Origin of the sequence: Mesorhizobium sp. 113-1-2 (genome assembly GCF_016756475.1) — a bacterium.
Taxonomy (GTDB): domain Bacteria; phylum Pseudomonadota; class Alphaproteobacteria; order Rhizobiales; family Rhizobiaceae; genus Mesorhizobium; species Mesorhizobium loti_C.
The window spans coordinates 5689242-5714368 of the sequence record NZ_AP023242.1 but is presented as its reverse complement, the minus strand read 5'-3'; the positions used below and the strand labels follow the sequence as shown (position 1 = coordinate 5714368).

Genomic DNA, 25127 nt, shown 5'->3' with positions numbered 1-25127 from the left:
GCTACACCCCCTCCGCCATGATCTCGCGGCCGATCAGCCAGCGGCGGATTTCGCTGGTGCCGGCGCCGATCTCATAGAGCTTGGCGTCGCGCAAAAGCCGGCCGGTCGGATAGTCGTTGATATAGCCATTGCCGCCCAGCAGCTGCAGCGCGTCGAGCGCCATCTGCGTCGCCTTCTCGGCTGCGAACAGGACGCAGCCGGCGGCGTCCTTGCGTGTCGTCTGGCCGCGATCGCAGGCGGCGGCGACGGCATAGACATAGGCGCGGGCCGCGTTCATGACGGTGTACATGTCGGCCAACTTGCCTTGCACCAGCTGGAATTCGCCAATCGGCTGGCCGAACTGCTTGCGCTCATGCACATAGGGGATCGCCACATCGAGGCAGGCGGCCATCAGGCCGATCGGGCCGCCGGCAAGCACCGTGCGCTCATAGTCGAGGCCCGACATCAGCACTTCGACGCCGCGTCCTTCTTCGTGCAGCACATTGTCGAATGGCACTTCGACATTCTCGAACACGAGTTCACCGGTGTTGGAGCCGCGCATGCCGAGCTTGTCGAGTTTCTGCGCCACGGAGAATCCCGTCATCGCCTTCTCGACGATGAAGGCGGTGATGCCGCGCGATTTCCGCTCCGGATCGGTCTTGGCGTAGACGACCAGCGTATCGGCATCCGGTCCGTTGGTGATCCACATCTTGGTGCCGTTGAGCACATAGCGGTCATTGCGCTTTTCGGCACGCAGCTTGAGTGAGACGACGTCGGAGCCGGCGCCGGATTCCGACATCGCCAGCGCGCCGATGCGCTCGCCCGAACACAGCGGCGGCAGGAATTTTTCCTTCTGCGCCGGCGTCGCCCAGCGGTTGATCTGGTTGACGCAGAGGTTGGAGTGGGCGCCGTAGGAGAGACCGACCGAAGCCGAGGCGCGGGAAATCTCTTCCACCGCAATGACATGGGCGAGATAGCCCATGCCGCTGCCGCCGAAATCGGGATCAGCGGTGATGCCGAGCAGGCCGAGCGCGCCGAGTTCGCGCCACAGATGCGCCGGAAATTCGTTCTGGCGGTCGATGTCGCCGGCGATCGGCGCGATCCTGTCCTGGGCGAAGCGCCGCACCAGGTCGCGCAGCGCCTCGATGTCCTCGTCATGCCCGAAGCTGAGCGTGTTCGTATACATGTTTCTCCTCCGTGGCGCATGACCCCGAAAATCGACTTTGATTTTCGGAAAGGATCATGCGCGAAAATCAAAGTGGGACAGCGTCCTTTGCGCGTCCGATGGACGCGGCGCTGTCAGCGATCTTCGCGCCGACGAGCCGCATTGTCATTGAAAGATATGTCGCTGTTACTTCAGGGACCGACAGCCGTTCGCCCGGGCGAAACCAGACGATGACGCCGGTCATCATCTGGATCAGCGCCATGGCCGTCAGGCCGGTGTCCTCGATCTCGAAGGCGCCGGCCTCGGCGCCGTCGCGCAGGATGGTGCGCAGGTCCTTTTCGTAGGCCGTGCGCATGCGCAGGATCTGTGTCAGCCTGTCGGGCGACAGGCTGCGCAATTCCATGTTCGACACATGCGTGGCGTGCCGGCGTTCGATGTGGAAAGCGATATGGTTGCGCACATAGGCCGCAAGCTGCTCCGCCGGATCGGCGCCGGTTGGCCGGGCATGTTCCCAAGCCTCGCAAAGCCCTTCCATGTGCTCGCGCATCAGGGTGAACAGCAGGTCTTCCTTGGTTGGGAAATAGCGGTACAGCGCGGCCGCCTGCACGCCGACCTCGGCCGCCAGCTGACGCATCGACATCGCCTCGTAGCCGTAGCGTGCGATCAGGTTGACCGCCGCTTCGCGGACTGCCGCCTCGGTTCGCCCGCCGTCGGATCCTGTGGTGCGCGCCATGATCGCCTCGTCAATGCGAAGATAATAAAACGAACGTTCAATTAATTCAAGAGAGTCCGATGAATTCAAGACGCGCATGCGCCTATGCGACGATCCTAAAATCTCCAGGCGCGGTCCAGGTCTCGATCTCCTCGACATCGATCCGTGAGATCGAAGCGCCCTGCGGGCCTTGCCAAAGTCGTTCGATCATAGCCGAAACCGCCGCGTCGGCGCCGGCAAGCCATGCCGTTACCGAGCCATCTCTTTCGTTACGCACCCAGCCCACCAGCCCAAGCCCCGTCGCTTCGCCTCTCGCCCAGATCCTGTAGCCGACGCCTTGCACCTTGCCGTATATGCGGGCCTGCACTGCCCGCTTCCGATCGCTCATGGCTCACTCCCTTGCATAGAGTCTGGCGCAGGATCGAGCCAAGGCAACTGGGTTGACTGGGGACGCTATCAAATTGATGAGCCGCGGTTGTCCGAAGATAGATGACTTGATCCAGTATATAATTGACTTGGTCAACTTTTTCGCGATGATCCGGCAGCATGGGAATCTTCTGGGGTGCCTGACATGTCAACCGATCGGAATGCTTTGGTCCGCAACCTCAGGTGCTTCAACCGGTTCTATACCGGCCTGATCGGGCTGCTCGACGAAACCTTGACGCACAGCGCCTACACGCTGACCGAGGCGCGGGTGCTGTTCGAACTGGGCCGTCGATCCGGCCATATTGCCGCCGCCCCTGACGGCAAGACAGGTTTCCTGGCAAGAGCGTTTCAAGTCGATTTCGCACCAGCGGCGTCCGACGTTGCCCGGGAACTCCAGTTGGAGCCGGCCTACGTCACGAGAATCCTTCGAAAATTCGCTGCCGCCGGCCTGACCGAAATGCGTGTTGGTCCCGATGCTGTGGGCCGGCGCATTCTCTCGCTCACCGCGCGCGGCCAGGCCGCGCTTGCAGCGCTTCAGTCGGCCGCGGATCGCGATCTCGCCCGCCTGACCTCAAACCTGGATGACGAGGAAGCTGCCGAGCTGTCGAATATGCTGGCACGCGTCAGGGATCTGCTGGGCGGAGTGCCGGCATCCGAACGCCGCGAAATTGGCTAGTTCGCTCGCGCCGCCGCCAAGGCGCCGGGCAGTTCCTCGGCAAAAATGTCCAGTTCGTGGTCGAGGCCGACGCTGACGCGGATGCAGCGGTCGAGCCCTGGCGCCATCGGCTTGCGGATGAAGACGTCGCGCGACAACAACCCCTGCAGCACTTTCAGCGCAAAGGCAGCATCGTGGCCACAATCGATGGTGACGAAATTGGTCGCCGAGGCCAGCGGCTTCAACCCGTTCTGCTCGGCGATATCAGCGATGCGCCGGCGCCCGGCAGCCACCCGCGCCACCACCGTCTCGAGATAGGCCCGGTCGGCAAGCGCCTCGACGCCGGCGATTTGGGCCATGCGGCTGACGCCATAGTGGTTGCGGATCTTCTCGAAGTCGCGGATCACCTGGGTCTCTGCAATCGCGTAGCCGCAGCGTATCCCGGCAAGTCCGTAAGCCTTTGAAAAGGTTCGCATGCGGATGACATTCGGCCGCGAGATATCGATCGGCGGCAGGGCCGAGGCCGGCCCCAATTCGCCATAGGCCTCGTCGAGCACAAGCATGGTGGTTTCCGGCAACTCTTCGATGAAACGGGTCACCTCGTCCGCTTCCCACCAACTGCCCATCGGGTTGTCCGGGTTGGACAGATAGACCAGCGGCGCCTTCTCCTTGACGACCGCCGCGAGCAAGCCATCCAGGCTTTCGCGGTCGTTCACGTAAGGCACGGCCACCAGCCGCCCGCCAACGCCGGCAACATGGAAGTTGAAGGTCGGATAGGCGCCGAGCGAAGTGACCACCGCATCGCCAGGCGCGACATACATGCGCGCCACCAGGCTGAGCAGGCCGTCGATGCCTTCGCCGACAACGACATTCTCGACGGCCACCTCGTGATGCGCGGCAGCCGCGACCTTCAGATCGAAATTGTCGGGATCGCAATACATCCACATGTCGCGGGCGATCTCGGCCATGCGGGCGATGACGCGCGGCGAAGGGCCAAAACTGCTCTCATTGGCACCGATGCGGGCACGGAAGGCTCGCCCGCGCTCACGCTCCTGCGCTTCCGGACCGACAAAAGGCACGGTCGACGGGAGTGCTGCGATAAGGGGCGTGAGAGGAGGACGCAGACGCATGAGGGAAGCTCGCGTGGAAAGGGAGTTTCTTGCTAGCGTGGCGACAAGGTGGGCGCAAGCTTGCGGAGCGTGCAGAAGGCTGGATTCCTTCGTGGCTTTTTGCTAGCAAGATTCAATGAACAACCGTCTGCCACCCGCCTGGGCAAAACACCTCAAGTCTGGTCCCGCGCCGAAGCCGCGCTTGCCTCAAGCAAATCCGACAGTAGCAAAACCACTCGAGCGCGCGGCCAATGACGCGCGTGCGCGGGCTGATGAACAATTGCTGGTGCAGGCGTATGAACATCAACAGGCCAAGCGGCTGGCCGAGGCCCAGGACTTATGCCTCGAGGTGCTGACGCGCACGCCGTATCATCCGCTGGCTCTCTACATCATGGGCACCGTTTATCTGGGCTACGACGACGAAGCGGCTTTGCGCTATTTCGGACGTGCGATCGCTGAGGAGCCTAGAAATCCCTACTACCATCTTAGCCTCGGCGAGGCCTATGGGAAGCTGAGTGAATTTTCAGTTGCCGTAAATCATATCCAATACGCCTTGGAAGTGCGGCCCGACCTTATCGAAGCCCTGTGTGCCTTGGGGCTTGTTTATACCCAGTACGACAAACCCGACCTGGCCTTGCCGCTTTATGAGAAGGCGCTGAAGATTAACCGTAATCACCCCAAGGCGCGGATCGGCATGGCTGCTGCGCTCACTGGTCTTGGGCGCATGGACGAGGCCGGCGTCTTTCTTAAGGAGGCGATCGAACGCCGCGTCGACGTAGGGGCGGCCTATTACGACCTTGTGCAGACCCGAAAATTCACCGAGGAGCCGGCCGAACTCCAGTCGATCCTGCGCGAGTTGGAGAGTCCGGGAATTAAGCCGGAGACGAAAGCGAGTCTCAACTACGCCGCCGGTAAGGTGGAAAACGACCTCAAGCGCTATGCGGAAGCCTTCGACCATTTCAAGAAGGCGAAGCAGGCCGAAGGCTATAGATTCGACATAGACCAGTACCGCCGCTTCATTGACGCATCGATCGAGACCTTCACGGCGGACTTCTTTGCAGAAAGGTCCGGCTACGGCAATCCTTCGGAAGCCCCTGTATTCGTGGTCGGGATGCCGCGTTCCGGCACAACGCTTACCGAACAGATATGCGCCAGTCATCCGGAGGTCCATGGCGCCGGAGAGCTCAGCAAACTGAGTCGGGTAGCCAACGCGATCGGTCTGCGACCCTCGGCTTCCGATTTGAAAAAGCCGGTCATGACGGTCACTGAAAGCTTGTCCAGGACGTTGGCCGAAGAGCACCTATCTTATTTGAGGGAGCGCGCTCCAACCGCACAGCGCATCGTCGACAAGATGCCGCACAATTTCGAATTGATCGGCCTTCTCACCCTGCTCTTTCCCAATGCCCGCATCATTCACTGCCGCCGCGATGCCATCGACAATTGCGTGTCGTGCTTTGTCCTGCCTTTCGGTTCGGCACACAGCTACAATACAGACCTGCGGGCACTGGGCCTCTATTATCGGGAATATGACCGCTTGATGCGGCACTGGAGCGAGGTTTTCCCGGGTCGTATCTTTGAAAATCGCTATGAGACACTTGTAGAGGATCAAGAGGCACAATCGCGCCGGCTCATCGATTATCTCGGGCTTCCCTGGGATGACGCGTGCCTTCGTTTCTTCGACAGGGAAGGGGCGGTCACCACGCCCAGCCGCTGGCAGGTCCGTCAGCCGATCTACAAATCGTCCATGAAGCGCTGGAAGAATTACGAAAGTGAGATCCAGCCTTTGATTGAAGCGTTGGGCGACCTCGCCGACGTTTGACCAGTTTCACAGGCCAAGGCATGTCAAAGAGCTAGGCGCAGAAGCGAATCTCAGAGATCGCGACACGCTTCGGCGCTTGGTAGAATCGCCAATGCGACGCCAGTGCGCCGCAGTCATCCTTCGGGCTGGACCTGGCTTGATCCGAGGATCCTTGCCGTGACCTGAGAGCGCCGCCACAGTGCAGAACTTGCTCCACCGCACTCCTCGGCAAAAGTCATGCATGGACCCTTGGGGCCTCGCTCCGCTTCGTGTCGCTCTGCCCAACGATGTCGCCCAAAGTGCGCAACGGCGCTGGAACAACGGTATGCATCAAAACAAAAAGAGGAACCCGGCGGTCGCCCGCCGGGTTCTCCTGTCTCCCCAGAAATATCTGGTTTTAGAAGTCGCGCTGGAAGCGGATGATACCGCCGACGCTGTTCTTCTTGGTGGCGCCGGTCCAGTTCGAGTTGTCGGCCTCGTCGAACTTGCCGTCGTGAAGGTAGTCAACTTCGCCGGTGACCGTGAAGCCCGGAACGAGAGTGTAGGCAACGTTCGCCGCGACCCCGTAATTCTTCCACTGATCACCCGACACCTGGAGATTGAACGAGGTCTTCTCGTTGAACTTGTAGGTGCCGCCGGCCCAGAACGCCCAATTGCCGCCCCACTGTTTGTAGAAGCCGCGGCCGCCGGCGGGGCTACCAACGATGAAACCGCCGCTATCGCGATTAACATCATTGAGCTTGCCGTCAGAGCCGTAACCACCGATGACGAACAGCGACAGTTCGTTGGAGACGTTGACGTCCAAGCGAATCTTGCCGGCCACCGACTCATAGTTGCTGTCATAAGCAACGACGCCGCTGATGCCGCCCCAGCCCTGCGTCCACTTCACGCCGCCGACGACATGCGGAACATAGCTATCAATCGTGCCTACACCGTAGAAGTCAGGAGTGCCGCCGCCCGCACCTTCTTCCAGCGAGACCACTGCCGAGAAACCATTGCCGGCGTCGAAGTAATACTGGATCTCGTTCGTCTGGAAATCGCCGTAAGGAACCAGCGTATCGTTGATGACGTTGCCGGCGTAGCCGATGAACGTATCGAACGCCGATTCGTCGAGACCAACGCGAAGACCGCCGAGCTGCACCCAGGCGAAGTGCAAGTCGAAGCTCTTGTTGCCGGCGGAATTGACATCGTCATCAGCGTTATGATTACCGAAATTCATGCGCATTTCGGTGTAGGTCTTCAACGTGCCGAGCTCGGTTTCCTGGCCGGTCCAGGTCTTCAGCGTGAAGCGGGTGTTCTTGAACCAGGTGCCCTGGTCCTTGCCGCTCGTCACGTCACCAGTGCGAGCACCATCGAACGAGCCGATATCGCCGCCGGCGGCATCGTAACGGACATAGCCGCCGATGCGCAGGCAGGTTTCGGTGCCGGGGATGTAGAAGTAGCCAGCGCCGTAGACGTCGCAAATCTTGACGTATTCAGCGGGTTCCGGCTCGGCGACGACGACGGCGTCGGCGGCGCGCGCACCGGAAACTGCGATCAGGGCCGCAGCGGAGCCGAGAAGAAGGCTCTTGATGTTCATTTTCTGACCTCCAGTCAGAATCGAGAGTGGAGGTCAGCGAAAAGCAGATCGAATGGCCGTTTTTCGTTTTATCTCAGATAGATAGCGTCACGGGCCGTCAGTGGGGCTCAGTTCGCCAAAATCGCTTGCTCGCAAAAGCCTTGCCCGATCCGGTCTTGAAATACTGCTCGAGCTGCCGTGCATTGGCCTCGGTTTCGACCGCGATATACGTCTTCAAGGCGACAGGCAGATGAGCCTTGGTCGAAGTCACATAGCCCGACTGATGTGATTCGAACCGGCGTCGAAGGTCGTTTGTCGACCCGACATAGACGTCACCATTATGGAGCTGCAGGAAATAAACGTACCACATAGTCCCCCTGCGCTACTTCGTAGCTTCGGGCGACACCTCACGCCCAAATGCGGCTTCGGGTGGCCTGCCACCCGAAGCCCGAGGGGCGTAGGGTGGCGGAGAGGATGGGATTCGAACCCACGAGAAGCTTTTGACCTCTACTCCCTTAGCAGGGGAGCGCCTTCGACCACTCGGCCACCTCTCCGTTGCGCCGCTGGATAAAGAAAAGCGCCGGCACAATCAACAAGCCCGCGTCATTATATGGAAAAATAACAGCGCACCGAACCGCGGCTTTCCCAGCTGCGGCGGTTCTGCGGCAATTCCCGGGCCGGTGACTCGCAGCCTTGCCATGATTCCGTCGGCCGATTGCCGGATTCGGCTGGAAATAAGCGGTTCCGGCGGGGCCAATGGTTAACGAGAGCTTTCTGAGTGAGGCCAAATCGTGTCATTTGTGCAACAACGCTGGGGGATAGCAGCCGAACAGCCCTTTCGCCGGTACGATCGTGGTTGAACGCCGCCGCCTCATGGGTAATGTCGAATTCGAAGGAGCGGCGCGGTGCGCATCTTTTTCGGTAGTGGGGATGGGGCAGGGAACGCTGTCCTTCAGCAAAGAATACCCAGACCCGTTTTTTAACTTTTGACTGGAGGTCAGAAAATGAACATCAAGAGCCTTCTTCTCGGCTCCGCTGCGGCCCTGATCGCAGTTTCCGGTGCGCGCGCCGCCGACGCCGTTGTCGTCGCCGAGCCGGAACCCGCTGAATACGTCAAGATCTGCGACGTCTACGGCGCTGGCTACTTCTACATCCCCGGCACCGAAACCTGCCTGCGCATCGGCGGCTACATCCGTTACGACATCGGCGTCGGTGACATTGGATCGTTCGATGGTGCTCGCAGCCACGACGTCGTCGACGGCAAGGACCAGGGCACCTATTTCAAGCATGCTCGCTTCGCGCTGAAGACCTGGACCGGCCAGGAAACCGAGCTCGGCACCTTGAAGACCTACACCGAGACCCGCTTCAACTTCCAAAACCACAATGGCGATGGAGATCCGAACGCCGCTGGCAACGCCGACACTGTCTCGCTGAACTTCGCCTGGATCCAGCTCGGTGGTCTCCGCGTTGGTAAGGACGAATCGGCCTTCGACACGTTCATCGGCTACGCCGGCAACGTCATCAACGACACGCTCGTCCCCTACGGCGGCTTCGACACCAACCTGATCAGCTACACCTTCGACGCCGGCAACGGTTTCTCGGCCATAGTCTCGCTCGAAGAAGGTTCGGGTGGTGGCAACCAGAAGTACGGGAGCTTCTATGGCGTCGGCACGATCGACAGCTATGTTCCGCACGTCGTCGGCGGTGTGAAGTGGACGCAGGGCTGGGGTGCGATCACGGGCGTCGTTGCTTACGACAGCAACTATGAATCGGTGTCCGGCAAGGTCCGCTTGGACGTCAACGTCTCCAACGAACTGTCGCTGTTCATCATGGGCGGCTACGGCAGCGACGGCAAGCTCGATGATAACACCATTCATGATCCGGCTGGCGATCGCGGCTTCTACAAGCCGTGGGGCGGCAACTGGGCGGTGTGGGGCGGCGGCACCTACAAGTTCAACGAGAAGACCTCGTTCAATCTGCAAGCCTCGTACGACGATTGGAAGAACCTCGGCATTGCGGCGAATGTCGCTTATGACGTCGTTCCCGGCCTCACTGTCACAGCCGAAGTCGACTACGTGCATGCAGGCAGGTTTGACGACGCTTTTGACGGGACCGGAAACAATTACAACTGGACCGGTGGCACCAAGAAGAACAGCGTCGGCGGCATGCTCCGCTTCCAGCGCTCCTTCTAAGGGCTGGTTTTTTACAGGTGAAATCCAGCCCGGGCGCGCAAACGCCCGGGCTGTTTTTGTTTCGTGACTGGGTCAACGCAACAGAAGGAACAGGGGGAATCGGTAGCTGAATAGATCCGCGGGATGATGTCGTGGGATCCGTTGATGGGCGGATGGGATCACAACCGCGTGATTAAAATCTCTTGAAAGGACGCTTCCAAGCGGGTAGGGCTGATCTATCCACTCGGGGGTGTGATCAGTTATGACCAACGAAGCGATTCAAGAGGGTAGCCCCCCGGATCCGTTTTCGATGTTTTCTTCTCAGAACTCAAAGATCAAGTACACCTACAACAAGATAAGAGAAGTAAAGTCGTACAGGGTCGGAGAGCTTTTTTCAGCTTACCGGGATATACTGTGGGATGATGGGCGGCATAAATACAATGTCAGCTCTTTCATCGGCGAAATAGACGAGATCCTCCTTGGGGAGCGTTTCAGCGCCGTCGACCAGAGTACCCTGGATAACCTTATCGGCACCTTGCGCCAGCGCGGCAACAGCAACGCAACCATCAATCGAAAGATGGCTGCCCTGAGCAAACTGCTGCGCAAGGCTTACAAGATGGGAGATATCCACAGCCTGCCCGAGTTCCGCCGCCAGAAGGAGCGGGCGGGACGGATTCGCTTCCTCGAGAGGGAGGAAGAGGCAAGGTTGTTCGCTGCCATCAGGACCCGCAGCGAGGATGCCTACAGGCTTTCCGTCTTCCTGGTCGACACCGGATGCCGTCTCGGCGAGGCGCTCGGGCTGATCTGGAACGACATCCAGGAACATCGCGTCTCCTTCTGGATTACCAAATCCGGCCGCAGCCGCACCATTCCGATGACCGAGCGGGTCAAGGAGGTCATCAAGCTGCCTCCGACCGAAGGCCGCCGGCCCAAAGGCCCGTTCACCAAATTGAGCCAGGCACAGTTCCGTGCGATCTGGAACGAGGCGAAAGCCGAAGTTGGCCTTGGCGCCGACGATCAGGTCGTGCCGCACATACTGCGCCACACCTGCGCCTCGCGCCTTGTCCAGGGCGGTATCGACATCAGGCGCGTGCAGATGTGGCTTGGTCACCAGACCCTGTCGATGACCATGCGCTACGCCCATCTGGCCACCAACGATCTCGATGGCTGTGTCGTGGTGCTGGAAACGCCGCGAAGCGAAGATGCGTCGCGTGGTGATGAAAGCTCGGCCTTCTCGTCCCCGCTGACCGCGCCTTCGGCGCCAAAGCGGGGCCAGACAGGCGAGGCGGGCGCGGCGAAGCCGGCCAAAGCGTCCGGAAAAAGCTCGAAGGCCAAATAGTTCCGCTGGCCTGCATATATTGTCATGATGACCCCAGGATCGGATCTGGTCTTGGGGTTTACTTTGTTTGGTCTAGAGCATGATGCCGAAAAGTATGAAGCGGTTGTCGGACGATATCATGCTCCAGCTCCAATGCATGTCACCCAAAATTGGCCTCGGTTTGCGAGAACGACATGCATAGAACAAAGACCTAAAGCGCGTGGCATGAATCCGTTCAGACGCGGCGCGCTCTAGCGTTCAGCCCGATCAAGGAAGGTCGCTATATCGCCGGGCAGGCTGCCGGTTTCGAGGAATGGCGCGTGACCTTGGTCGTCGACCGTGATCGTTTCCATCGCCGGATGGCGCTCTCGCATCTGCCGCATGGTGTCCGCGGACAGCAGTTTCGAATTGGCTCCGCGGATAGTGAGCAAGGGAATGGCGGCCAGCGCGTCGAACTGCGGCCACAAAGCCGGCAACGGCTGCGACAGGTCGAGACCAGCGACCGTGTCGACCAGTTTCGGGTCAAAATCCGGCAACAGCCCTTGATCCGTCTCGCGGTAGAGCGCCCCCACCATCCGCGTCCAGTCGGCGTCGGTGAGCACGGGAAAATCCTTGCCGTGAACGCTGCGTTGGGCATCCACCGCCTCGGTGAAGGTTTTCGGCTTCGGCGCGCGTTCGAGATAGGACTGGATGTGGGCGAGACCGGCCGGCTCGATCGCCGGCCCGATATCGTTGAGAACAATGGCTTTCAGCGCGGCCGGCCGCAGCGCGCCAAGCACATGGATGATCAGTCCGCCGCGCGAGGTGCCGATGAAAGCCGCCTCCTCGATGCCGAGTGCGGCCAGTCCGGCAAGGATGTCGCCAGCCTCGACGCCGACATTGTAGTGGCTGACATCGGGATCGTGGGCCGACTGTCCGCGTCCGCGATAGTCGAAGGCAACCACCTTGCGCGTTACCGGGGATCGCGTCGAAAGATACAGTGCAAGCTCATGAAAATCCCGTACGTTGCGGGTCAGGCCAGGCAGGCAGACGACCGGCCAGTGTCCGGAATTCGCTTCGCCATAGACGCGCGCGTGAAGTCTCAGCCCGTCTGGCGCGGCATAGAAGAAGTCGGAAAAACCTTCAGTGCTCGACATCTGGACACGCCACCTTCTCGCTGCTTCTCTGACTGCTACAGGCGAGGGCGGGGAGCGTCAAATGAAGGCCTTCCCTTCTCCCCCTTTGTGGGGCCAGAAGCGCGGGCGAGGCGCGTGACTCGCCCAGGGCAGTGGATCGGCGCAGCGCCGAGACGGTTGAGACGTTGGCGTTCCCTGGAGCACCCCTCATCCGGCCTCGCTTCGCGAGGCCACCTTCCCCCATAAGGGGAGAAGGAAAGAACCTCAGCTGCGTCCGTTCACCAAGTCGCCGACGATGTCGTATTTGCCGGAAATACGCATCTTGTAGACCTCGTAATTCTCCATCACGCGCTGTACGTAACTTCTTGTTTCCGTGTAGGGAATCCGCTCGATCCAGTCCACCACCGCATCGATGTCCTTGCCGCGCGGGTCGCCGTATTTCGCCACCCACTGGCTGGCCCTATTGGGGCCGGCATTGTAGCCGGCGAAGGTCAGTACATAGGAACCGTTGAAGCGGTCGAGCTGCTCGCCGAGGAAGGCTGAACCGAGTGTCGCATTATAGCCGGCATCGGTGGTCAGCCGTGCCTGCGAGAACTGCAATCCGGCCTTCTTCGCCAGTTGTTTGGCGGTGCCCGGCATCAGCTGCAGCAGCCCGCGCGCGCCGGCACTGGATACGGCACCGATGTTGAATTCGCTCTCTTGCCGGGCGATCGCATAGGCCAGCGCCTTGCCCGAGCCGGAAATATTGGCCGAATCAGGGATGACGCCGAGTGGGTGCGACAGCGCACCGACGTCGATACCGCGCGCGCCGGCGATCTTGCCGACCTTCAGCGCCATAAAATGGTTGTCCTGCTTCTCGGCAAGGACAGCGAGCAGCGCCAGTTCGCCCGGGCTGGTCAACTGCCCGGCAAGGTCGCGGTAGAGCGTTTCCGCATAGCGGTCGTAGCCTGCCTCCTGCAGCCGCTTGATGGCGCTGACAGCCTCGCGGCCGGCAAAATTCTGCCGGTCGGCGGCACTTGGCGTGGGATAGACGATGTTGAGCGCCTGCCTTCCGACACGTTCGGCGGCGAGCTGGCCATAGAAAGTCGTGCCGTAAGTGGCGGCGCGCCCAAAATAGTCCTTGGCATTGCCCGGGCCGCCGACTTCCGCCGCCCGGCCAAGCCAGTAATAGGCGCGCGACAGGGTCATCGGCCCCTGGGCAAGGTCGGCGATGCGCGCAAAATGCGTCGCGGCAAGCTTGGGATCATTCAGGCCTCGCAGCGCATACCAGCCTGCATGGAACTCGGCTTCGGCCGCATTGGCGGCACTTTCGGCGGCATGCGTGGCGACAATCCTGTACGCCGTCTTCATGTCGCCCTCGTCGACCAGTTCGCGCGACAGCACCCGGCGCTCAACCCACCAGGCATCCGGATCGACCAGAGCCTCGCGGTCCGTCGGCGCCTTCATGACGACGGCCGCGGCGCCGGCAAAGTCATCCTGCTTGCGCAGATATTCGGCCTGCGCGAAGAAGTAGCCGGCAGAACGCTGGGCCGCCGGGACCGCCTTCAGCAGTTTCAGCGCATTCTTGTCGCCTCTGTCGGCCGCGGCCCAGGCCTCGGCAAACTGCTGGGCGCCGGCAAGGCCGGCAATGCGCAACGCGGAATTCACCCGGTCGGCATAGAACATACGATCCATGCGAAAACGGTGGTCGGCGGCAGGGATCAGACTGCCGAATTCCTTGATCAGCGCCGTCTCGTCCTTGGCTTCCAGGATCGTGGTGCGCCAGAACGGCGACAGCACCGAGCGCGCCGCCTTGACGTTGCCCGTCGCCACATAGGCGCGGGCGAGAACCATGACGCCTTCGAATGTCTGCGGCTGGCTGCCGTCGAATGCCGCAATGACGATGTCGGGAGCGGGGTTTTCTCTGTAGAGCGCCCGCTCGCTGTTCTTGCGCAAGGCAATTGTGCCTGGCCAGTTGGGCAGCATCTTCGCGGCGGCGGCAATGTCACCGCTCGGAACCTTGTCGCCGCCGTAAAGCGCGATCGCCCAGGCCAGTATGTGCTGGTCGAGCGATTGGGCGGGAAGCGCGTCACGCACGCCACGGGCGGTAGGAATGTCTCCGGCGGCCAGTGCGTCCAGCCCGCTTTTCAACAGCGCAATGCTGGGCGAGGGGGCCTGCTGCGCATTGTCCTGCGGGCTCGGCATCGGGATCGCCGAGGTGACCCGCGCATCGACGCTGCCGCTGATCGCCACGCCGGGCATCAGCGCGGCGATGGCGCCAAGCAGCGCGAAGAGGTGGGGCCGACGGGTCGGCATGATCTCGTGTCTTTCCCTGATCCAGCATTTTACCAGCAGGCGAAGATGCCTCGAAGCCTAAACTTAGGTCGTGAAGGGCTCGTAAACAAAGAGTTATCGAGGCTGTTCGAATTGCGCTTGCTGGCACCATGGCAATGCTTGCCGCGCAACCATGTCGAGACTATGGTGCGCCGCCTCGCTTTCGGTTAGAAGGCGCGCACGACGAAAACACCGATGCATGTCGCCCAAAAGTGGATACCGGTTTTGGGACAACGGCGTGCATAAACCAAAGATGCATGTCGCCCAAAAGTGGATACCGGTTTTGGGACAACGACATGCATAGACAAACAAGTCCCAAGGAGTTGGACGACATGCTGAGAGGCTCGCTTACTGCGCTCGTGACACCGTTCGAAAAGAGCGGGCGTTTCGACGAGAAAGCCTTTCGCGCGTTTGTCGAATGGCAGCTCGGAGAAGGCACCACCGGCTTGGTTCCCGTGGGCACGACCGGCGAGTCGCCGACGCTGTCGCACGATGAGCACCGCCATGTCGTCAAGGTCTGCATCGAGGTGGCCAAGGGCCGCGCTCCGGTCGTCGCCGGCGCCGGTTCCAACAACACCGCGGAAGCCGTCGGCCTCGTGCAATACGCCGAAAAGGCCGGCGCCGATGCCGCCCTGGTCGTCACCCCCTATTACAACAAGCCGACGCAGCGCGGCCTCTACGAGCATTTCGCCGCCGTCGCCAGGGCGACCAAGCTGCCGATCATCATCTATAACATCCCGCCGCGCTCGGTGATCGACATGATGCCGGAGACGATGGGCCGGCTGGCGCACGACTTCAAGAACATCGTCGGCGTCAAGGACGCAACGGGCAAGGTCGAACGCGTTTCCGAGCAACGCATGACCTGCGGCAAGGATTTCATTCAGCTTTCCGGCGAGGATGCCTCGGCTCTCGGCTTCAACGCCCATGGCGGTGTGGGCTGCATCTCGGTGACGTCGAATGTCGCACCGCGGCTGTGCGCCGAGTTCCAGGAAGCCACGCTCTCCGGCGACAGCGCGAAGGCGCTGGAATTGCAGGATCGTCTCTTGCCACTGCACAAGGCGATCTTCCTCGAGCCCGGTGTTTCCGGCGCCAAATACGCGCTGTCGAAGCTGGGTAAGGTCGAGAATGTGCTGCGGTCGCCGCTGGTCACGGTCGAGGAAGCGACAGCGGCGAAGATCGATGCGGCGATGAAGCATGCCGGCTTGATTAATTAGGGATGAGGCGCCACCTCTCCGCATCATGAATCAAGTCAGAAAAGCCGATCCCAACAACAAGACCGTTGCGGAAAACCGCAAGGCACGGTTTTCCTATGAGGTTCTCGACACGATCGAGGCCGGCTTGGTGCTGACCGGCACCGAGGTCAAATCGCTGCGCCAGGGGCAGGCCAATATCCAGGACAGCTATGCCTCGGTCGAGGGCGGCGAGATCTGGCTGATCAATTCCTATCTGCCGGAGTATCTGCAGGCCAATCGCTTCAACCACGAGCCCAGGCGACGCCGCAAACTCCTGCTTAACAAGCGCGAGATGGCCAAGCTGTCGCAGAGCGTCGACCGCGAAGGCATGACCTTGGTGCCGCTGAAAATCTATTTCAACGATCAAGGGCGTGCCAAGCTCTTGCTCGCTGTCGGGCGCGGCAAGAAACTGCACGACAAGCGCGAAACCGAGAAGCAGCGCGACTGGTCGCGCGAGAAGGGCCGACTCTTGAAGGAGCGTGGGTGAGAGACATCTGGCGGTAGCCCTAGAAAAGCCTGCTTGGCTTTCAAGTTTCGTGCAAGCGCGGTCGGCAGATGCCAGAGGGGGCAGCCTTGAAGAACCGGATCATCCTCTGGGGATCAGTCACTTTGGTTTTTGCAGCGCTGGCCGTGGCCGGTGGCTTCATCTACTTCCACACCTATTCTCCCGACCGTACCAAATATCCGGTCAGGGGCATCGACGTTTCCCATCATCAGGGCCAGATCGACTGGCGCCGCGTTGCCGCCGACGATGTCGCCTTCGCCGTCATCAAGGCGACCGAGGGCGGCGATCATGTCGATCGCACCTTTGCCACCAATCTGCGTGAGGCCCGCGCGGCCGGCATCGCCGTCGGCGCCTACCATTTCTTCACCTTCTGCCGGCCCGGCGCCGACCAGGCGAAGAATTTCATCTCGGTCGTGCCGCACGATCAGCCCTTGCTGCCGCCGGTCGTCGACATCGAGTTCGGCGGCAATTGTCCGCAACGTCCATCGCCCGAACAGTTGAATGCCGAACTTCAGGCTTTCCTTGGACCTGTCGAGGCGGCGTTCGGCAAGACGGCGATCGTCTATCTGACCGATGAAGCCGAGGCCGCCTATGCCGGGCAGATCGCCGCTCGCCCACTCTGGCTTCGCTCACTGCTCATGGAACCGGACCGCCACGACTGGGTCTATTGGCAATACCACAACAGGGGGCGCGTGGACGGTATTGTGGGTGACGTCGACCTCAACGTTTTGCAGGGCGGGCCGGAGAAATTGGCGGCGCTGCTTGCGTCAGCGCATTGAAGTCTTCTGGCCGAATCGATCGGGGCTGCAAGTCCGAATCTGTTTCTTCATAAACCGGGCTATGCTCTTGTATGCATTGACGATCCGGCTGCTGCCGGCATCGTCAAACCGCCTCGGCAGCGTGCCTTGCCATTGCTGAGCCGCCGCCGCTTCAAGCCGCGGCCTGGGCCATCTCCGGCGCCAGCGTCACATTCGCATCGCCCCAGACTTTCAGGGCGGTGATCACCGGTTCCAGGCTTCTGCCGCGCGGCGTCAGGCTGTATTCCACCTTCGGCGGCACTTCCGGATAGATCTTGCGGGCAATCAGTCCGTCGGCTTCCAACTCGCGCAACTGGTTGGTCAGCATGCGCTGCGTGCAGTTGGGAATCCGCCGGCGGATCTCGTTGAAGCGCAGCGTGCCCTGGAACAGATGGTAGAGCACAACGCCTTTCCACTTTCCGTCGATATAGCGCAGCGTTCCCTCCACGGTGCAGCCGGGACTGCAATCGAATCGCTCATGGCGAATGCGCGGCATGACGGTATCCTTTTCGACACTATGTGCTTTATATGTGCATTCTTGCGCTCGACGTACATAATCCGCATCTCTGCCCCAGACAAAGCTCAACAGCAAATCGCGGAGATCGAAATGCGCGCCGTCGGCTATCAGATCCCAGCTCCCATCACCGATGAGGCCTCCCTCGTCGATATCGACCTGCCCAAGCCGGAGTCGAAAGGCCGTCAACTGCTGGTCGAGGTGAAGGCGATCTCGGTCAATCCGGTCGACACCAAGATAAGGCGAAGTGCCAAACCCGAAGCCGGAAGCTGGCGCGTGCTCGGCTGGGACGCTGCCGGTAGGGTCGTTGCAACGGGTCCGGACGCCAGCCTGTTCAAGGCTGGAGACGACGTTTTCTATTCCGGTGCGCTCGCGCCGCAGGGCACCAATGCCGAGTTCCACCTTGTCGATGAGCGCCTGGTCGGCCGCAAGCCCGGCTCGCTTGACTATGCGCAAGCGGCGGCACTGCCGCTGACAGCGATCACCGCCTTTGAGGCGCTGTTCGACCGCCTTGATGTGAAGAAGCCTGTCGTGGGTGCCGCGAATGCCATCCTGATCATCGGCGGCGCCGGCGGCGTTGGCTCGATCGCGGTCCAGCTTGCGCGCCAACTGACCGATCTGACGGTGATCGCCACCGCATCGAGGCTTGAAACACGCGACTGGGTGCTTGGGCTTGGCGCCCATCATGCCGTCGATCATTCCAAGCCGCTGGCTGCCGAGGTCGCTGCCCTCGGCATCGGCGCACCGGCCTTCGTGTTCTCGACAACCAACACCGACCGGCATTTGGCCGGGATCGCGGAACTGATCGCTCCGCAAGGCCGGTTCGGCTTGATCGACGATCCGCAGACGCTCGATATCAATCCGTTCAAGCGCAAGAGCGTTTCGGTCCATTGGGAACTGATGTTCACCCGCTCGCTGTACGAGACGCTGGATATGGCCGCGCAGGGCGAGCATCTCAACGAACTGTCACGACTTGTCGACGCCGGCACCATCCGCACCACCTTGGGCGAGACGTTCGGTCCGATCAATGCCGCCAATCTGAAACGCGCCCATGCGCTGATCGAGACCGGCAAGGCGAAGGGTAAGATCGTGCTGGAGGGGTTCTAAAAGGGCGGCACTATGTCCGCAGGAACGCCGCGATCTCGCTGAACACGTTGACGAACATTTCCTCCGTCAAAACGCCGGTGTTGGTGTTGTAGCGCGAGCAGTGATAGCTGGAAAACAGCGTGATGCCACCGGCCGGCAACTGCCCGCCATGCTTGAACGGATAGGCGGCGACGCGCCCGCCGAGCGCACGCACGGTGGACTGGTGCGCGATCGACCCCAGTGCCAGCACGGCGCGCAAGTTGGGGAACCGGGCGATCGTCGGCACCAGGAATGTGCGGCAGGTGGAGATTTCGGCGCCGACCGGCTTGTTCTCCGGCGGTACGCAGCGCACCGCATTTGTGATCGCCGTACCGACAAGCTCCAGCCCGTCATCGGGCCGCGCCTTGAATTCGCCGCGTGCAAAACCGTGAGCGATCAGGGTCGAGTAGAGCAGATCGCCGGCATAGTCGCCGGTGAAGGGGCGGCCGGTGCGGTTGGCGCCACGCAGGCCGGGCGCCAGCCCGACGATCAGAAGCTGGACGCTATCCTCGCCGCCCAGCGGCAGGAAAGTCGGCACCGGCGCGTTGAACCAGGATGGCTCGAGCTGCCGCCACTGCGCAATGAAATCATGCAGCCGCGGGCAGAGCGGGCAGTCGCGGTTCGGTTCGGAAGCAGAGAGGGCGGTCAAGGCGCCCGGCCTCAGTAGTCGTCCTCATCGACCTCAGCCGGTTCGGGCCGCCTTACGGGCCGTTCGGAGGGATCGCGGCCGACTTCGTTCTTCAGCGTCGTCAGGTCGATGAAGTGGTCGGCCTGGCGGCGCAGATCGTCCGAGATCATCGGCGGCTGCGAGGCCATGGTCGAGACGATCGAAACCTTGCGACCGCGCCGCTGCAGCGCCTCGACCAGCGTGCGGAAGTCGCCGTCACCGGAGAAGATGACATAGTGGTCGACGACATCGGCGAGTTCCAGCGCATCGACGGTGAGTTCGATGTCCATATTGCCCTTGATCTTGCGGCGGCCGGTCGAGTCGGTGAATTCCTTGGCCGGCTTGGTCACCACCTTGAAGCCGTTGTAGTCGAGCCAGTCGATCAGCGGGCGGATCGAGGAGTATTCCTGATCCTCGACCAGCGCCGTGTAATAATAGGCGCGCAAGAGATAGCCACGCTTCTGGAAACTCGACAGGAGCTTGCGATAGTCGATGTCGAAGCCGAGCGCCCGCGATGTGGCGTAGAGATTGGCGCCGTCGATGAACAGGGCGATTTTTTCACGAGGGTCGAACATGGAAAATATTCCTTTTCGAAAAATGCGGCCGTCTAAACGAAATGCGGTAGCGACTATCGGTCAGGCTCATAATAAACCGGCTGACCTTGTCCATCCGAGATAACGCCAGTTTGCTGGCAATCCAAGGCGAGATGGCGCAACGCAAGCAATTGTGATCGCGGCATAGGGCGCCATGGACGCAACGGCGTTTTGCTTCAATCTAGTGTTTGACCGCAGGATTGAGTGTCCTGCAGCGCCGACTTTGGCATGATGCTTGTATTTTGGCGGCGTTCGGGTTATGGACCGCGCCTGTTTTCCATCAAATCCAGGCATGAAAGGGGCAGTCCATGGCCCGCGTAACCGTTGAAGATTGCATCGACAAGGTCGACAACCGCTTCGAGCTGGTGCTTTTGGCCGGCCACCGCGCTCGCCAGATCAGCCAGGGCGCGCAGATCACCGTTCCTCGTGACAACGACAAGAACCCGGTCATCGCCTTGCGCGAGATCGCCGACGAGACGTTGTCGCCCGACGACCTCAAGGAAGATCTGATCCATTCGCTGCAGAAGCATGTCGAGGTTGATGAGCCCGAAGCCGACGGCGAAGTGATCGCCGACCAGACCGGCGGCGCCGTTGCAGCCGCCGAAACCGATGACGCCGAGGACAACATCACCTTCGATCGCATGACCGAGGAAGACCTGCTGGCCGGCATCGAGGGTCTGGTGCCGCCGGAAAAGAGCGACGACTACTAAGCGAGCGCTCTGGACCTGCCCGGAATACGTTTCCGGCACTTCCGTCCGGTCAGTTTCGTGGCTATCTATGAGGTGCGCCGTACGCTAGTGCGGCGCATCAATCATTTCAGCACCGCGAGATTCCGCCCATGATGCGTCAGTATGAGCTTGTCGAGCGCGTCCAGCGCTACAAGCCTGACGTCAACGAGGCGTTGCTCAACAAGGCCTATGTCTATGCCATGCAGAAGCATGGCCACCAGAAGCGGGCTTCCGGCGACCCCTATTTCTCGCATCCGCTCGAAGTCGCCGCCATCCTCACCGAAATGCACATGGACGAAGCGACGATCGCCGTCGCCCTGCTGCACGACACAATCGAGGACACGACCGCGACGCGGGCCGAGATCGACGATCTGTTCGGCCCCGAAATGGGCAAGCTGGTCGAGGGCCTGACCAAGCTGAAGAAGCTCGATCTCGTCTCCAAGAAGGCAGAGCAGGCGGAAAACCTGCGCAAGCTGCTGCTGGCGATCTCGGAAGATGTGCGCGTGCTGCTGGTCAAGCTCGCCGACCGCCTACACAACATGCGCACCCTCGACCACATGCCGGAGGCCAAGCGCCTGCGCATCGCCGAGGAGACGATGGACATCTACGCGCCGCTGGCCGGGCGCATGGGCATGCAAGGCATGCGCGAGGAGCTGGAAGAGATCGCCTTCCGCTTCATCAATCCGGAAGCCTACCGCGCCGTCACCGCGCGGCTTGCCGAGATTTTCGAGCGCAACAAGGACGTGCTGACCGACATTGAAAAGGCGCTGTCGGCACTGTTTGAAAAGCATGCCATCAACGCCGGCGTGAAAAGCCGGCAGAAGAAGCCCTGGTCGGTGTTCCGCAAGATGGAAGCCAAGGCACTGTCCTTCGAGCAGCTGTCCGATATTTTCGGCTTCCGCGTCGTCGTCGATACGGTCGAGGACTGCTATCGCGCGCTCGGCGCCATCCACACCACATGGTCGATGGTGCCTGGCCGCTTCAAGGACTACATCTCGACGCCGAAGCAGAACGATTATCGCTCGATCCACACCACCATAGTCGGGCCGTCGCGCCAGCGCGTCGAGCTGCAGATCCGCACCCGCGAGATGAACAAGATCGCCGAATACGGCGTCGCGGCGCACTCGATCTACAAGGACACCGGCGGCAAGACCAACGGTGCCGGTCATGCGATCTCGAAGGAGACCAACGCCTATGCCTGGCTGCGGCGCACCATCGAGCAGCTTGCCGAAGGCGACAATCCTGAGGATTTCCTCGAAAACACCAAGCTGGAACTGTTCCAGGACCAGGTGTTCTGCTTCACGCCGAAAGGCATGCTGATTGCCTTGCCGCGCGGCGCCACGCCCATCGATTTCGCCTATGCGGTGCACACCGATGTCGGCGACACTTGCGTCGGCGCCAAGGTCAATGGCCGCATCATGCCGCTGATGACGGAACTGAAGAACGGCGACGAGGTCGAGATCATCCGTTCCAAGGCGCAGGTGCCGCCGGCCGCCTGGGAATCGGTCGTCGTCACCGGCAAGGCGCGCGCCGCCATCCGCCGGGCCACCAAGAACGCCATCCGCAAGCAGTATTCGGGTCTCGGCGCGCGCATTTTGGAGCGCGCCTTCGAACGGGCCGGCAAGAATTTCACCAAGGAAAGCCTGAAGCCGGTTCTGCACCGGCTGGCGCGCAAGGACATCGAGGACGTGCTGGCGTCGGTCGGCCGTGGCGAACTCGCTTCCACCGATGTCATGAAAGCGGTCTTCCCCGACTACAAGGACGAGCGTGTCACGCCGGCAGCGCCCAAGCAGCGCGAGGAGGGCTGGTCGAAGATCCGCAACGCCGCCGGCATGCTGTTCCAGATTCCGGGCCGCGCCGCGCGCAAGGACAAGGACCAGCCGCGCGACGGCGCCGTGCCGATCCGCGGCGTGCGCGGCGACTTGCCGGTGCGCTTCGCGCCGGAAGGCGCGGTGCCGGGCGATCGCATCGTCGGCATCGTCCAGCCGGGCACCGGCATCACCATCTATCCGATCCAGTCGCCGGCACTGCAGGCCTTCGACGATCAGCCCGAGCGCTGGATCGATGTGCGTTGGGACATTGACGAGCGCACCAAGGAACGCTTTCCCGCGCGTGTTTCGGTCACCGCTATCAATGCGCCGGGCTCGCTCGCCGATATCGCCCAGGTCGTTGCGTCCAACGATGCCAACATCCATACGCTGTCGATGGTGCGAACCGCGCCCGACTTCACCGAAATGCTGATCGATCTCGAGGTCTGGGATCTGAAGCATCTCAACCGGCTGCTATCGCAGCTCAAGGACAATTCCAGCGTCAGCGACGCACGGCGTGTAAATGGCTGACACGACTGATCTATGAGGGGATAGGCGCAGATGAAGACCGATGAAGTGCTGGGCATTTTCCGTGAAGCGGGTGCCGTTCTGGAGGGGCATTTCATCCTGACGTCTGGCCTGCGCAGCCCGGTCTTCCTGCAAAAGGCACGGGTGTTCATGCATGCCGACAAGACCGAGCGGCTGTGCAAGGCATTGGCCAAGAAGATCCGCGCCGCTGTGCCGGGCAAGATCGACTATGTTGTCGGCCCGGCGATCGGCGGACTGATTCCGGCTTACGAGACTTCACGCCATCTCGGCGTGCCGGCGATCTGGGTCGAGCGGGAAGGGGGCGAGTTCCGCCTGCGCCGCTTCGAGATAGCTCGGGGAGCGCGCGTTGTCATCGTCGAGGATATCGTCACCACTGGGCTCTCGATCCGCGAAACCATCGACTGCCTGCGTGAGCTTGGCGCCGAGGTGGTTGCCGCTGCTTGCATCATCGACCGTTCGGCCGGCAAGACCCATGTCGGCGTGCCACTGATCGCGCTCGCCGAATACGAGGTTCCGGCCTACCCGCCGGACCGGCTGCCGCCGGAACTCGCCGCGATACCGGCGGTGAAGCCCGGCAGCCGCAATATCTAGCGAGGAGGGCGAGATGATCGTCGGTATCGATCATTTCGTGCTGACGGTGGCGTCGCTCGAAGCGACCTGCGGCTTTTACCAGCGCGTGCTGGGCTTTGAGCGCATCGATACGCCGGGCCGACCGACGGCGCTGGCTTTTGGCAACCAGAAGATCAATGTCCACGAAGTCCGCCGCACTTTTGAGCCGAAGGCGAAGGTGCCGACGCCAGGGTCAGGCGATTTCTGCTTGATCACCGAACGGCCGCTCGACGAAATCCGTGCCCGTCTCGACGCCAATGGCGTTGTGCTCGAGCTGGGACCGGTCGAACGCATTGGGGCGCGGGGCCCAATGATGTCTGTCTATTTCCGCGACCCGGACGACAATTTGGTCGAGGTCAGCGAATACCGGTCTTAGCCGTCAGCAAGGCCGTGCCCTTCGGCGAAGCAACTGCCGGCTCCATAAATTCGCCGCGATTGTCCAATGTTCGAACCGAGGACTGCCTATGCCGAAAGGACGGCAACATGTAGGCGCCGTACAGACGGTGTTCGGTTGTTCTTCCGGAAGCGCGTCGCTATATCAATGTTGCGATTGCCATCGGGCGATCGTTTAGCGCAAGATGATACATCTCACATTCGGCTGAAATTGCCGGCGCGAGAGCCGTGGAACGGGAACAGAGTGCTTTTTCGACGTCGCAAGCCTGATGGCCTTTTCGAACGGGTGCGTACCTACCTTTGGCCGCGCCGCTCGTTTTCGCGTTCGCTGCAGTATTTTTCGAAGCGCATCCTGCGGCTGAAGGCCACGCCGCATGCGGTGGCCGCCGGAGTGGCGGCCGGTGTCTTCGCTTCGTTCTTTCCCGTGGGCTTCCATTTCATCATTGCCGCCGTTCTGTGTTGGGTGATCGCCGGCAATCTGGTGGCGGCGGCGCTCGGCGCTGTTTTCTTCGGCAATCCGCTGACTTTTCCGATTCTGTGGGGCGCATCCTGGGAAACTGGCAAGCTCATCCTGCACGATCGCCTGCCGACACATGGTCCGCCGGCGCATCTGGGCGAGATGCTGCACACGCTTTCCTTCGCGAAACTGTGGCATCCCGTGCTGGAACCCATGCTGATCGGCGCGGTGCCGCTCGGGCTGGTCTTCGGCCTCCTGTTCTACGGTGTCACGCGCTGGGGCATGACTGTCTTCCGCGAGCAAAGGCGCAAGCGGTTGGCCGAGCGCGCGCGTCGCCACGCGCAATCGTCTCATCCCGGCGGAAGCGTCGGTTCCGCCGCACAATGATCATCGGCATCGGCAGCGATCTGATCGATATCAGGCGCATCGAGAAATCGTTGGATCGTCACGGCCCGCGCTTCGTCCAGAGAATCTACACCGAGGTCGAACAGGCGCGTTCGGAGAACCGACGTGCCCGCGCTGCCTCCTACGCCAAGCGCTTCGCCGCCAAGGAGGCCTGCGCCAAGGCGCTGGGCACCGGCCTGGCACAAGGTGTCTTCTGGCGCGACATGGGTGTCGTCAACCTGCCCAGCGGCGCGCCGACCATGGCGCTGACCGGTGGCGCGCTGGCGCGGCTGGAAAAGATCCTGCCGAAAGGCCATCGCGCGGCGATTCACCTCACCATCACGGATGATTTTCCGCTCGCTCAAGCCTTTGTGATCATCGAGGCGTTGCCCGTCGAAGAAGCGCCACATTGATTGCATTTGACGACCGGCATTGACGTTGCCCAGC

25 protein-coding genes and 1 tRNA gene are annotated in these 25127 nt (G+C 61.4%); 14 read left to right on the top strand and 12 right to left on the bottom strand.

Annotated features, from left to right (window positions below):
• Window position 1 precedes the first annotated feature (1 nt).
• From JN279_RS27980 to JN279_RS27970, 3 genes are all read right to left on the bottom strand, one after another.
• The gene (locus tag JN279_RS27980; protein WP_096456284.1) at window positions 2–1165 is read right to left on the bottom strand and encodes an isovaleryl-CoA dehydrogenase; all 1164 of its coding nucleotides are present in this window, start codon (window positions 1163–1165) and stop codon (window positions 2–4) included.
• A gap of 67 nt (window positions 1166–1232) precedes the next feature.
• Window positions 1233–1877: a TetR/AcrR family transcriptional regulator gene (locus JN279_RS27975; RefSeq protein ID WP_096459046.1), complete on the bottom strand. Its 645-nt coding sequence runs from the start codon at window positions 1875–1877 to the stop codon at window positions 1233–1235.
• An 82-nt stretch (window positions 1878–1959) separates the two neighbouring features.
• The gene (locus tag JN279_RS27970) at window positions 1960–2244 is read right to left on the bottom strand and encodes an acylphosphatase (RefSeq protein ID WP_096456286.1); all 285 of its coding nucleotides are present in this window, start codon (window positions 2242–2244) and stop codon (window positions 1960–1962) included.
• A gap of 183 nt (window positions 2245–2427) precedes the next feature.
• Here JN279_RS27970 and JN279_RS27965 point away from each other — a divergent pair, with 183 nt between their 5' ends.
• Window positions 2428–2958, top strand: a complete 531-nt coding sequence (locus JN279_RS27965) for a MarR family winged helix-turn-helix transcriptional regulator (protein WP_096456288.1) — start codon at window positions 2428–2430, stop codon at window positions 2956–2958.
• Here JN279_RS27965 and JN279_RS27960 read toward each other — a convergent pair.
• Window positions 2955–4067 (bottom strand): pyridoxal phosphate-dependent aminotransferase, encoded by a 1113-nt coding sequence (locus tag JN279_RS27960; protein WP_096456290.1) that lies wholly within the window; start codon window positions 4065–4067, stop codon window positions 2955–2957. The genes JN279_RS27965 and JN279_RS27960 overlap by 4 nt on opposite strands.
• A 115-nt stretch (window positions 4068–4182) precedes the next feature.
• On the opposite strand from JN279_RS27960, the gene JN279_RS27955 reads away from it, so the two are divergent.
• Window positions 4183–5865: a tetratricopeptide repeat-containing sulfotransferase family protein gene (locus JN279_RS27955; RefSeq protein WP_202350777.1), complete on the top strand. Its 1683-nt coding sequence runs from the start codon at window positions 4183–4185 to the stop codon at window positions 5863–5865.
• A 376-nt stretch (window positions 5866–6241) separates the two neighbouring features.
• Here the strand turns inward: JN279_RS27955 and JN279_RS27950 are convergent, their stop codons facing one another.
• The 3 genes from JN279_RS27950 to JN279_RS27940 form a co-directional block, all read right to left on the bottom strand.
• The gene (locus JN279_RS27950; RefSeq protein WP_096456292.1) at window positions 6242–7423 is read right to left on the bottom strand and encodes a porin; all 1182 of its coding nucleotides are present in this window, start codon (window positions 7421–7423) and stop codon (window positions 6242–6244) included.
• 97 nt (window positions 7424–7520) lie between these two features.
• Window positions 7521–7772: a GIY-YIG nuclease family protein gene (locus JN279_RS27945; RefSeq protein ID WP_096456294.1), complete on the bottom strand. Its 252-nt coding sequence runs from the start codon at window positions 7770–7772 to the stop codon at window positions 7521–7523.
• A gap of 93 nt (window positions 7773–7865) precedes the next feature.
• Window positions 7866–7956 (bottom strand) — tRNA-Ser (locus JN279_RS27940).
• 450 nt (window positions 7957–8406) lie between these two features.
• Between JN279_RS27940 and JN279_RS27935 the strand changes: the two genes are divergently transcribed.
• Complete coding sequence (locus JN279_RS27935; protein WP_096456296.1) at window positions 8407–9594, top strand: porin; 1188 nt, start codon at window positions 8407–8409, stop codon at window positions 9592–9594.
• A 289-nt stretch (window positions 9595–9883) separates the two neighbouring features.
• A complete protein-coding gene (locus JN279_RS27930) occupies window positions 9884–10912 on the top strand; it encodes a tyrosine-type recombinase/integrase (protein ID WP_446720428.1) in 1029 nt (342 codons plus the stop codon).
• Between the two features lie 230 nt (window positions 10913–11142).
• On the opposite strand, the gene JN279_RS27925 is transcribed toward JN279_RS27930, so the two are convergent.
• Window positions 11143–12027 carry an alpha/beta fold hydrolase gene (locus JN279_RS27925; RefSeq protein WP_096456299.1) on the bottom strand — a complete coding sequence of 295 codons (885 nt, stop codon included), beginning with the start codon at window positions 12025–12027 and terminating at the stop codon, window positions 11143–11145.
• A gap of 243 nt (window positions 12028–12270) precedes the next feature.
• Entirely contained in the window at window positions 12271–14301 is a 2031-nt protein-coding gene (locus JN279_RS27920; protein ID WP_096456301.1) for a lytic transglycosylase domain-containing protein, read from the bottom strand.
• Between the two features lie 350 nt (window positions 14302–14651).
• On the opposite strand from JN279_RS27920, the gene dapA reads away from it, so the two are divergent.
• From dapA to JN279_RS27905, 3 genes are all read left to right on the top strand, one after another.
• Window positions 14652–15533 (top strand): 4-hydroxy-tetrahydrodipicolinate synthase, encoded by an 882-nt coding sequence (dapA, locus tag JN279_RS27915; RefSeq protein WP_096456303.1) that lies wholly within the window; start codon window positions 14652–14654, stop codon window positions 15531–15533.
• Between the two features lie 25 nt (window positions 15534–15558).
• Window positions 15559–16038 carry an SsrA-binding protein SmpB gene (smpB, locus tag JN279_RS27910; RefSeq protein ID WP_006202221.1) on the top strand — a complete coding sequence of 160 codons (480 nt, stop codon included), beginning with the start codon at window positions 15559–15561 and terminating at the stop codon, window positions 16036–16038.
• 86 nt (window positions 16039–16124) lie between these two features.
• Complete coding sequence (locus JN279_RS27905) at window positions 16125–16835, top strand: glycoside hydrolase family 25 protein (protein ID WP_096456305.1); 711 nt, start codon at window positions 16125–16127, stop codon at window positions 16833–16835.
• Between the two features lie 151 nt (window positions 16836–16986).
• On the opposite strand, the gene JN279_RS27900 is transcribed toward JN279_RS27905, so the two are convergent.
• Entirely contained in the window at window positions 16987–17349 is a 363-nt protein-coding gene (locus JN279_RS27900) for a winged helix-turn-helix transcriptional regulator (RefSeq protein WP_202350776.1), read from the bottom strand.
• 111 nt (window positions 17350–17460) lie between these two features.
• Between JN279_RS27900 and JN279_RS27895 the strand changes: the two genes are divergently transcribed.
• Window positions 17461–18474, top strand: a complete 1014-nt coding sequence (locus tag JN279_RS27895) for a zinc-binding alcohol dehydrogenase family protein (RefSeq protein WP_096456307.1) — start codon at window positions 17461–17463, stop codon at window positions 18472–18474.
• Window positions 18475–18484: 10 nt separating this feature from the next.
• On the opposite strand, the gene JN279_RS27890 is transcribed toward JN279_RS27895, so the two are convergent.
• Both JN279_RS27890 and JN279_RS27885 read right to left on the bottom strand, forming a co-directional pair.
• On the bottom strand, window positions 18485–19141 hold the full coding sequence (locus JN279_RS27890) for a uracil-DNA glycosylase (RefSeq protein WP_096456309.1): 657 nt from the start codon (window positions 19139–19141) through the stop codon (window positions 18485–18487).
• A gap of 11 nt (window positions 19142–19152) precedes the next feature.
• Window positions 19153–19734: a LabA-like NYN domain-containing protein gene (locus JN279_RS27885; protein ID WP_010915096.1), complete on the bottom strand. Its 582-nt coding sequence runs from the start codon at window positions 19732–19734 to the stop codon at window positions 19153–19155.
• A gap of 326 nt (window positions 19735–20060) precedes the next feature.
• Here JN279_RS27885 and rpoZ point away from each other — a divergent pair, with 326 nt between their 5' ends.
• The 6 genes from rpoZ (at window position 20061) to acpS (ending at window position 25093) form a co-directional block, all read left to right on the top strand.
• Window positions 20061–20462 (top strand): DNA-directed RNA polymerase subunit omega, encoded by a 402-nt coding sequence (gene rpoZ / locus JN279_RS27880; RefSeq protein ID WP_056563448.1) that lies wholly within the window; start codon window positions 20061–20063, stop codon window positions 20460–20462.
• A 128-nt stretch (window positions 20463–20590) separates the two neighbouring features.
• A complete protein-coding gene (locus tag JN279_RS27875) occupies window positions 20591–22819 on the top strand; it encodes a RelA/SpoT family protein (RefSeq protein WP_202350775.1) in 2229 nt (742 codons plus the stop codon).
• A gap of 30 nt (window positions 22820–22849) precedes the next feature.
• Complete coding sequence (gene pyrE / locus JN279_RS27870; RefSeq protein ID WP_202350774.1) at window positions 22850–23428, top strand: orotate phosphoribosyltransferase; 579 nt, start codon at window positions 22850–22852, stop codon at window positions 23426–23428.
• Between the two features lie 13 nt (window positions 23429–23441).
• Complete coding sequence (locus JN279_RS27865; RefSeq protein ID WP_202350773.1) at window positions 23442–23822, top strand: VOC family protein; 381 nt, start codon at window positions 23442–23444, stop codon at window positions 23820–23822.
• Between the two features lie 261 nt (window positions 23823–24083).
• Window positions 24084–24683, top strand: coding sequence for a DUF2062 domain-containing protein (locus JN279_RS27860; RefSeq protein WP_202353807.1), 600 nt, complete (start codon window positions 24084–24086; stop codon window positions 24681–24683).
• Window positions 24680–25093 carry a holo-ACP synthase gene (acpS, locus tag JN279_RS27855; protein WP_096456319.1) on the top strand — a complete coding sequence of 138 codons (414 nt, stop codon included), beginning with the start codon at window positions 24680–24682 and terminating at the stop codon, window positions 25091–25093. Before JN279_RS27860 ends, acpS begins: the two co-directional genes overlap by 4 nt.
• Window positions 25094–25127 lie beyond the last annotated feature (34 nt).

What these genes read in the sequence shown, in the direction of transcription:
- JN279_RS27980 (WP_096456284.1), bottom strand. Translation starts at nt 1,165, where the DNA reads ATGTATACGAACACGCTCAGCTTCGGGCATGACGAGGACATCGAGGCG.
- JN279_RS27975 (WP_096459046.1), bottom strand. Translation starts at nt 1,877, where the DNA reads ATGGCGCGCACCACAGGATCCGACGGCGGGCGAACCGAGGCGGCAGTC.
- JN279_RS27970 (WP_096456286.1), bottom strand. Translation starts at nt 2,244, where the DNA reads ATGAGCGATCGGAAGCGGGCAGTGCAGGCCCGCATATACGGCAAGGTG.
- JN279_RS27965 (WP_096456288.1), top strand. Translation starts at nt 2,428, where the DNA reads ATGTCAACCGATCGGAATGCTTTGGTCCGCAACCTCAGGTGCTTCAAC.
- JN279_RS27960 (WP_096456290.1), bottom strand. Translation starts at nt 4,067, where the DNA reads ATGCGTCTGCGTCCTCCTCTCACGCCCCTTATCGCAGCACTCCCGTCG.
- JN279_RS27955 (WP_202350777.1), top strand. Translation starts at nt 4,183, where the DNA reads ATGAACAACCGTCTGCCACCCGCCTGGGCAAAACACCTCAAGTCTGGT.
- JN279_RS27950 (WP_096456292.1), bottom strand. Translation starts at nt 7,423, where the DNA reads ATGAACATCAAGAGCCTTCTTCTCGGCTCCGCTGCGGCCCTGATCGCA.
- JN279_RS27945 (WP_096456294.1), bottom strand. Translation starts at nt 7,772, where the DNA reads ATGTGGTACGTTTATTTCCTGCAGCTCCATAATGGTGACGTCTATGTC.
- JN279_RS27935 (WP_096456296.1), top strand. Translation starts at nt 8,407, where the DNA reads ATGAACATCAAGAGCCTTCTTCTCGGCTCCGCTGCGGCCCTGATCGCA.
- JN279_RS27930 (WP_446720428.1), top strand. Translation starts at nt 9,884, where the DNA reads ATGTTTTCTTCTCAGAACTCAAAGATCAAGTACACCTACAACAAGATA.
- JN279_RS27925 (WP_096456299.1), bottom strand. Translation starts at nt 12,027, where the DNA reads ATGTCGAGCACTGAAGGTTTTTCCGACTTCTTCTATGCCGCGCCAGAC.
- JN279_RS27920 (WP_096456301.1), bottom strand. Translation starts at nt 14,301, where the DNA reads ATGCCGACCCGTCGGCCCCACCTCTTCGCGCTGCTTGGCGCCATCGCC.
- dapA (WP_096456303.1), top strand. Translation starts at nt 14,652, where the DNA reads ATGCTGAGAGGCTCGCTTACTGCGCTCGTGACACCGTTCGAAAAGAGC.
- smpB (WP_006202221.1), top strand. Translation starts at nt 15,559, where the DNA reads ATGAATCAAGTCAGAAAAGCCGATCCCAACAACAAGACCGTTGCGGAA.
- JN279_RS27900 (WP_202350776.1), bottom strand. Translation starts at nt 17,349, where the DNA reads ATGCCGCGCATTCGCCATGAGCGATTCGATTGCAGTCCCGGCTGCACC.
- JN279_RS27895 (WP_096456307.1), top strand. Translation starts at nt 17,461, where the DNA reads ATGCGCGCCGTCGGCTATCAGATCCCAGCTCCCATCACCGATGAGGCC.
- JN279_RS27885 (WP_010915096.1), bottom strand. Translation starts at nt 19,734, where the DNA reads ATGTTCGACCCTCGTGAAAAAATCGCCCTGTTCATCGACGGCGCCAAT.
- rpoZ (WP_056563448.1), top strand. Translation starts at nt 20,061, where the DNA reads ATGGCCCGCGTAACCGTTGAAGATTGCATCGACAAGGTCGACAACCGC.
- JN279_RS27875 (WP_202350775.1), top strand. Translation starts at nt 20,591, where the DNA reads ATGATGCGTCAGTATGAGCTTGTCGAGCGCGTCCAGCGCTACAAGCCT.
- pyrE (WP_202350774.1), top strand. Translation starts at nt 22,850, where the DNA reads ATGAAGACCGATGAAGTGCTGGGCATTTTCCGTGAAGCGGGTGCCGTT.
- JN279_RS27865 (WP_202350773.1), top strand. Translation starts at nt 23,442, where the DNA reads ATGATCGTCGGTATCGATCATTTCGTGCTGACGGTGGCGTCGCTCGAA.
- acpS (WP_096456319.1), top strand. Translation starts at nt 24,680, where the DNA reads ATGATCATCGGCATCGGCAGCGATCTGATCGATATCAGGCGCATCGAG.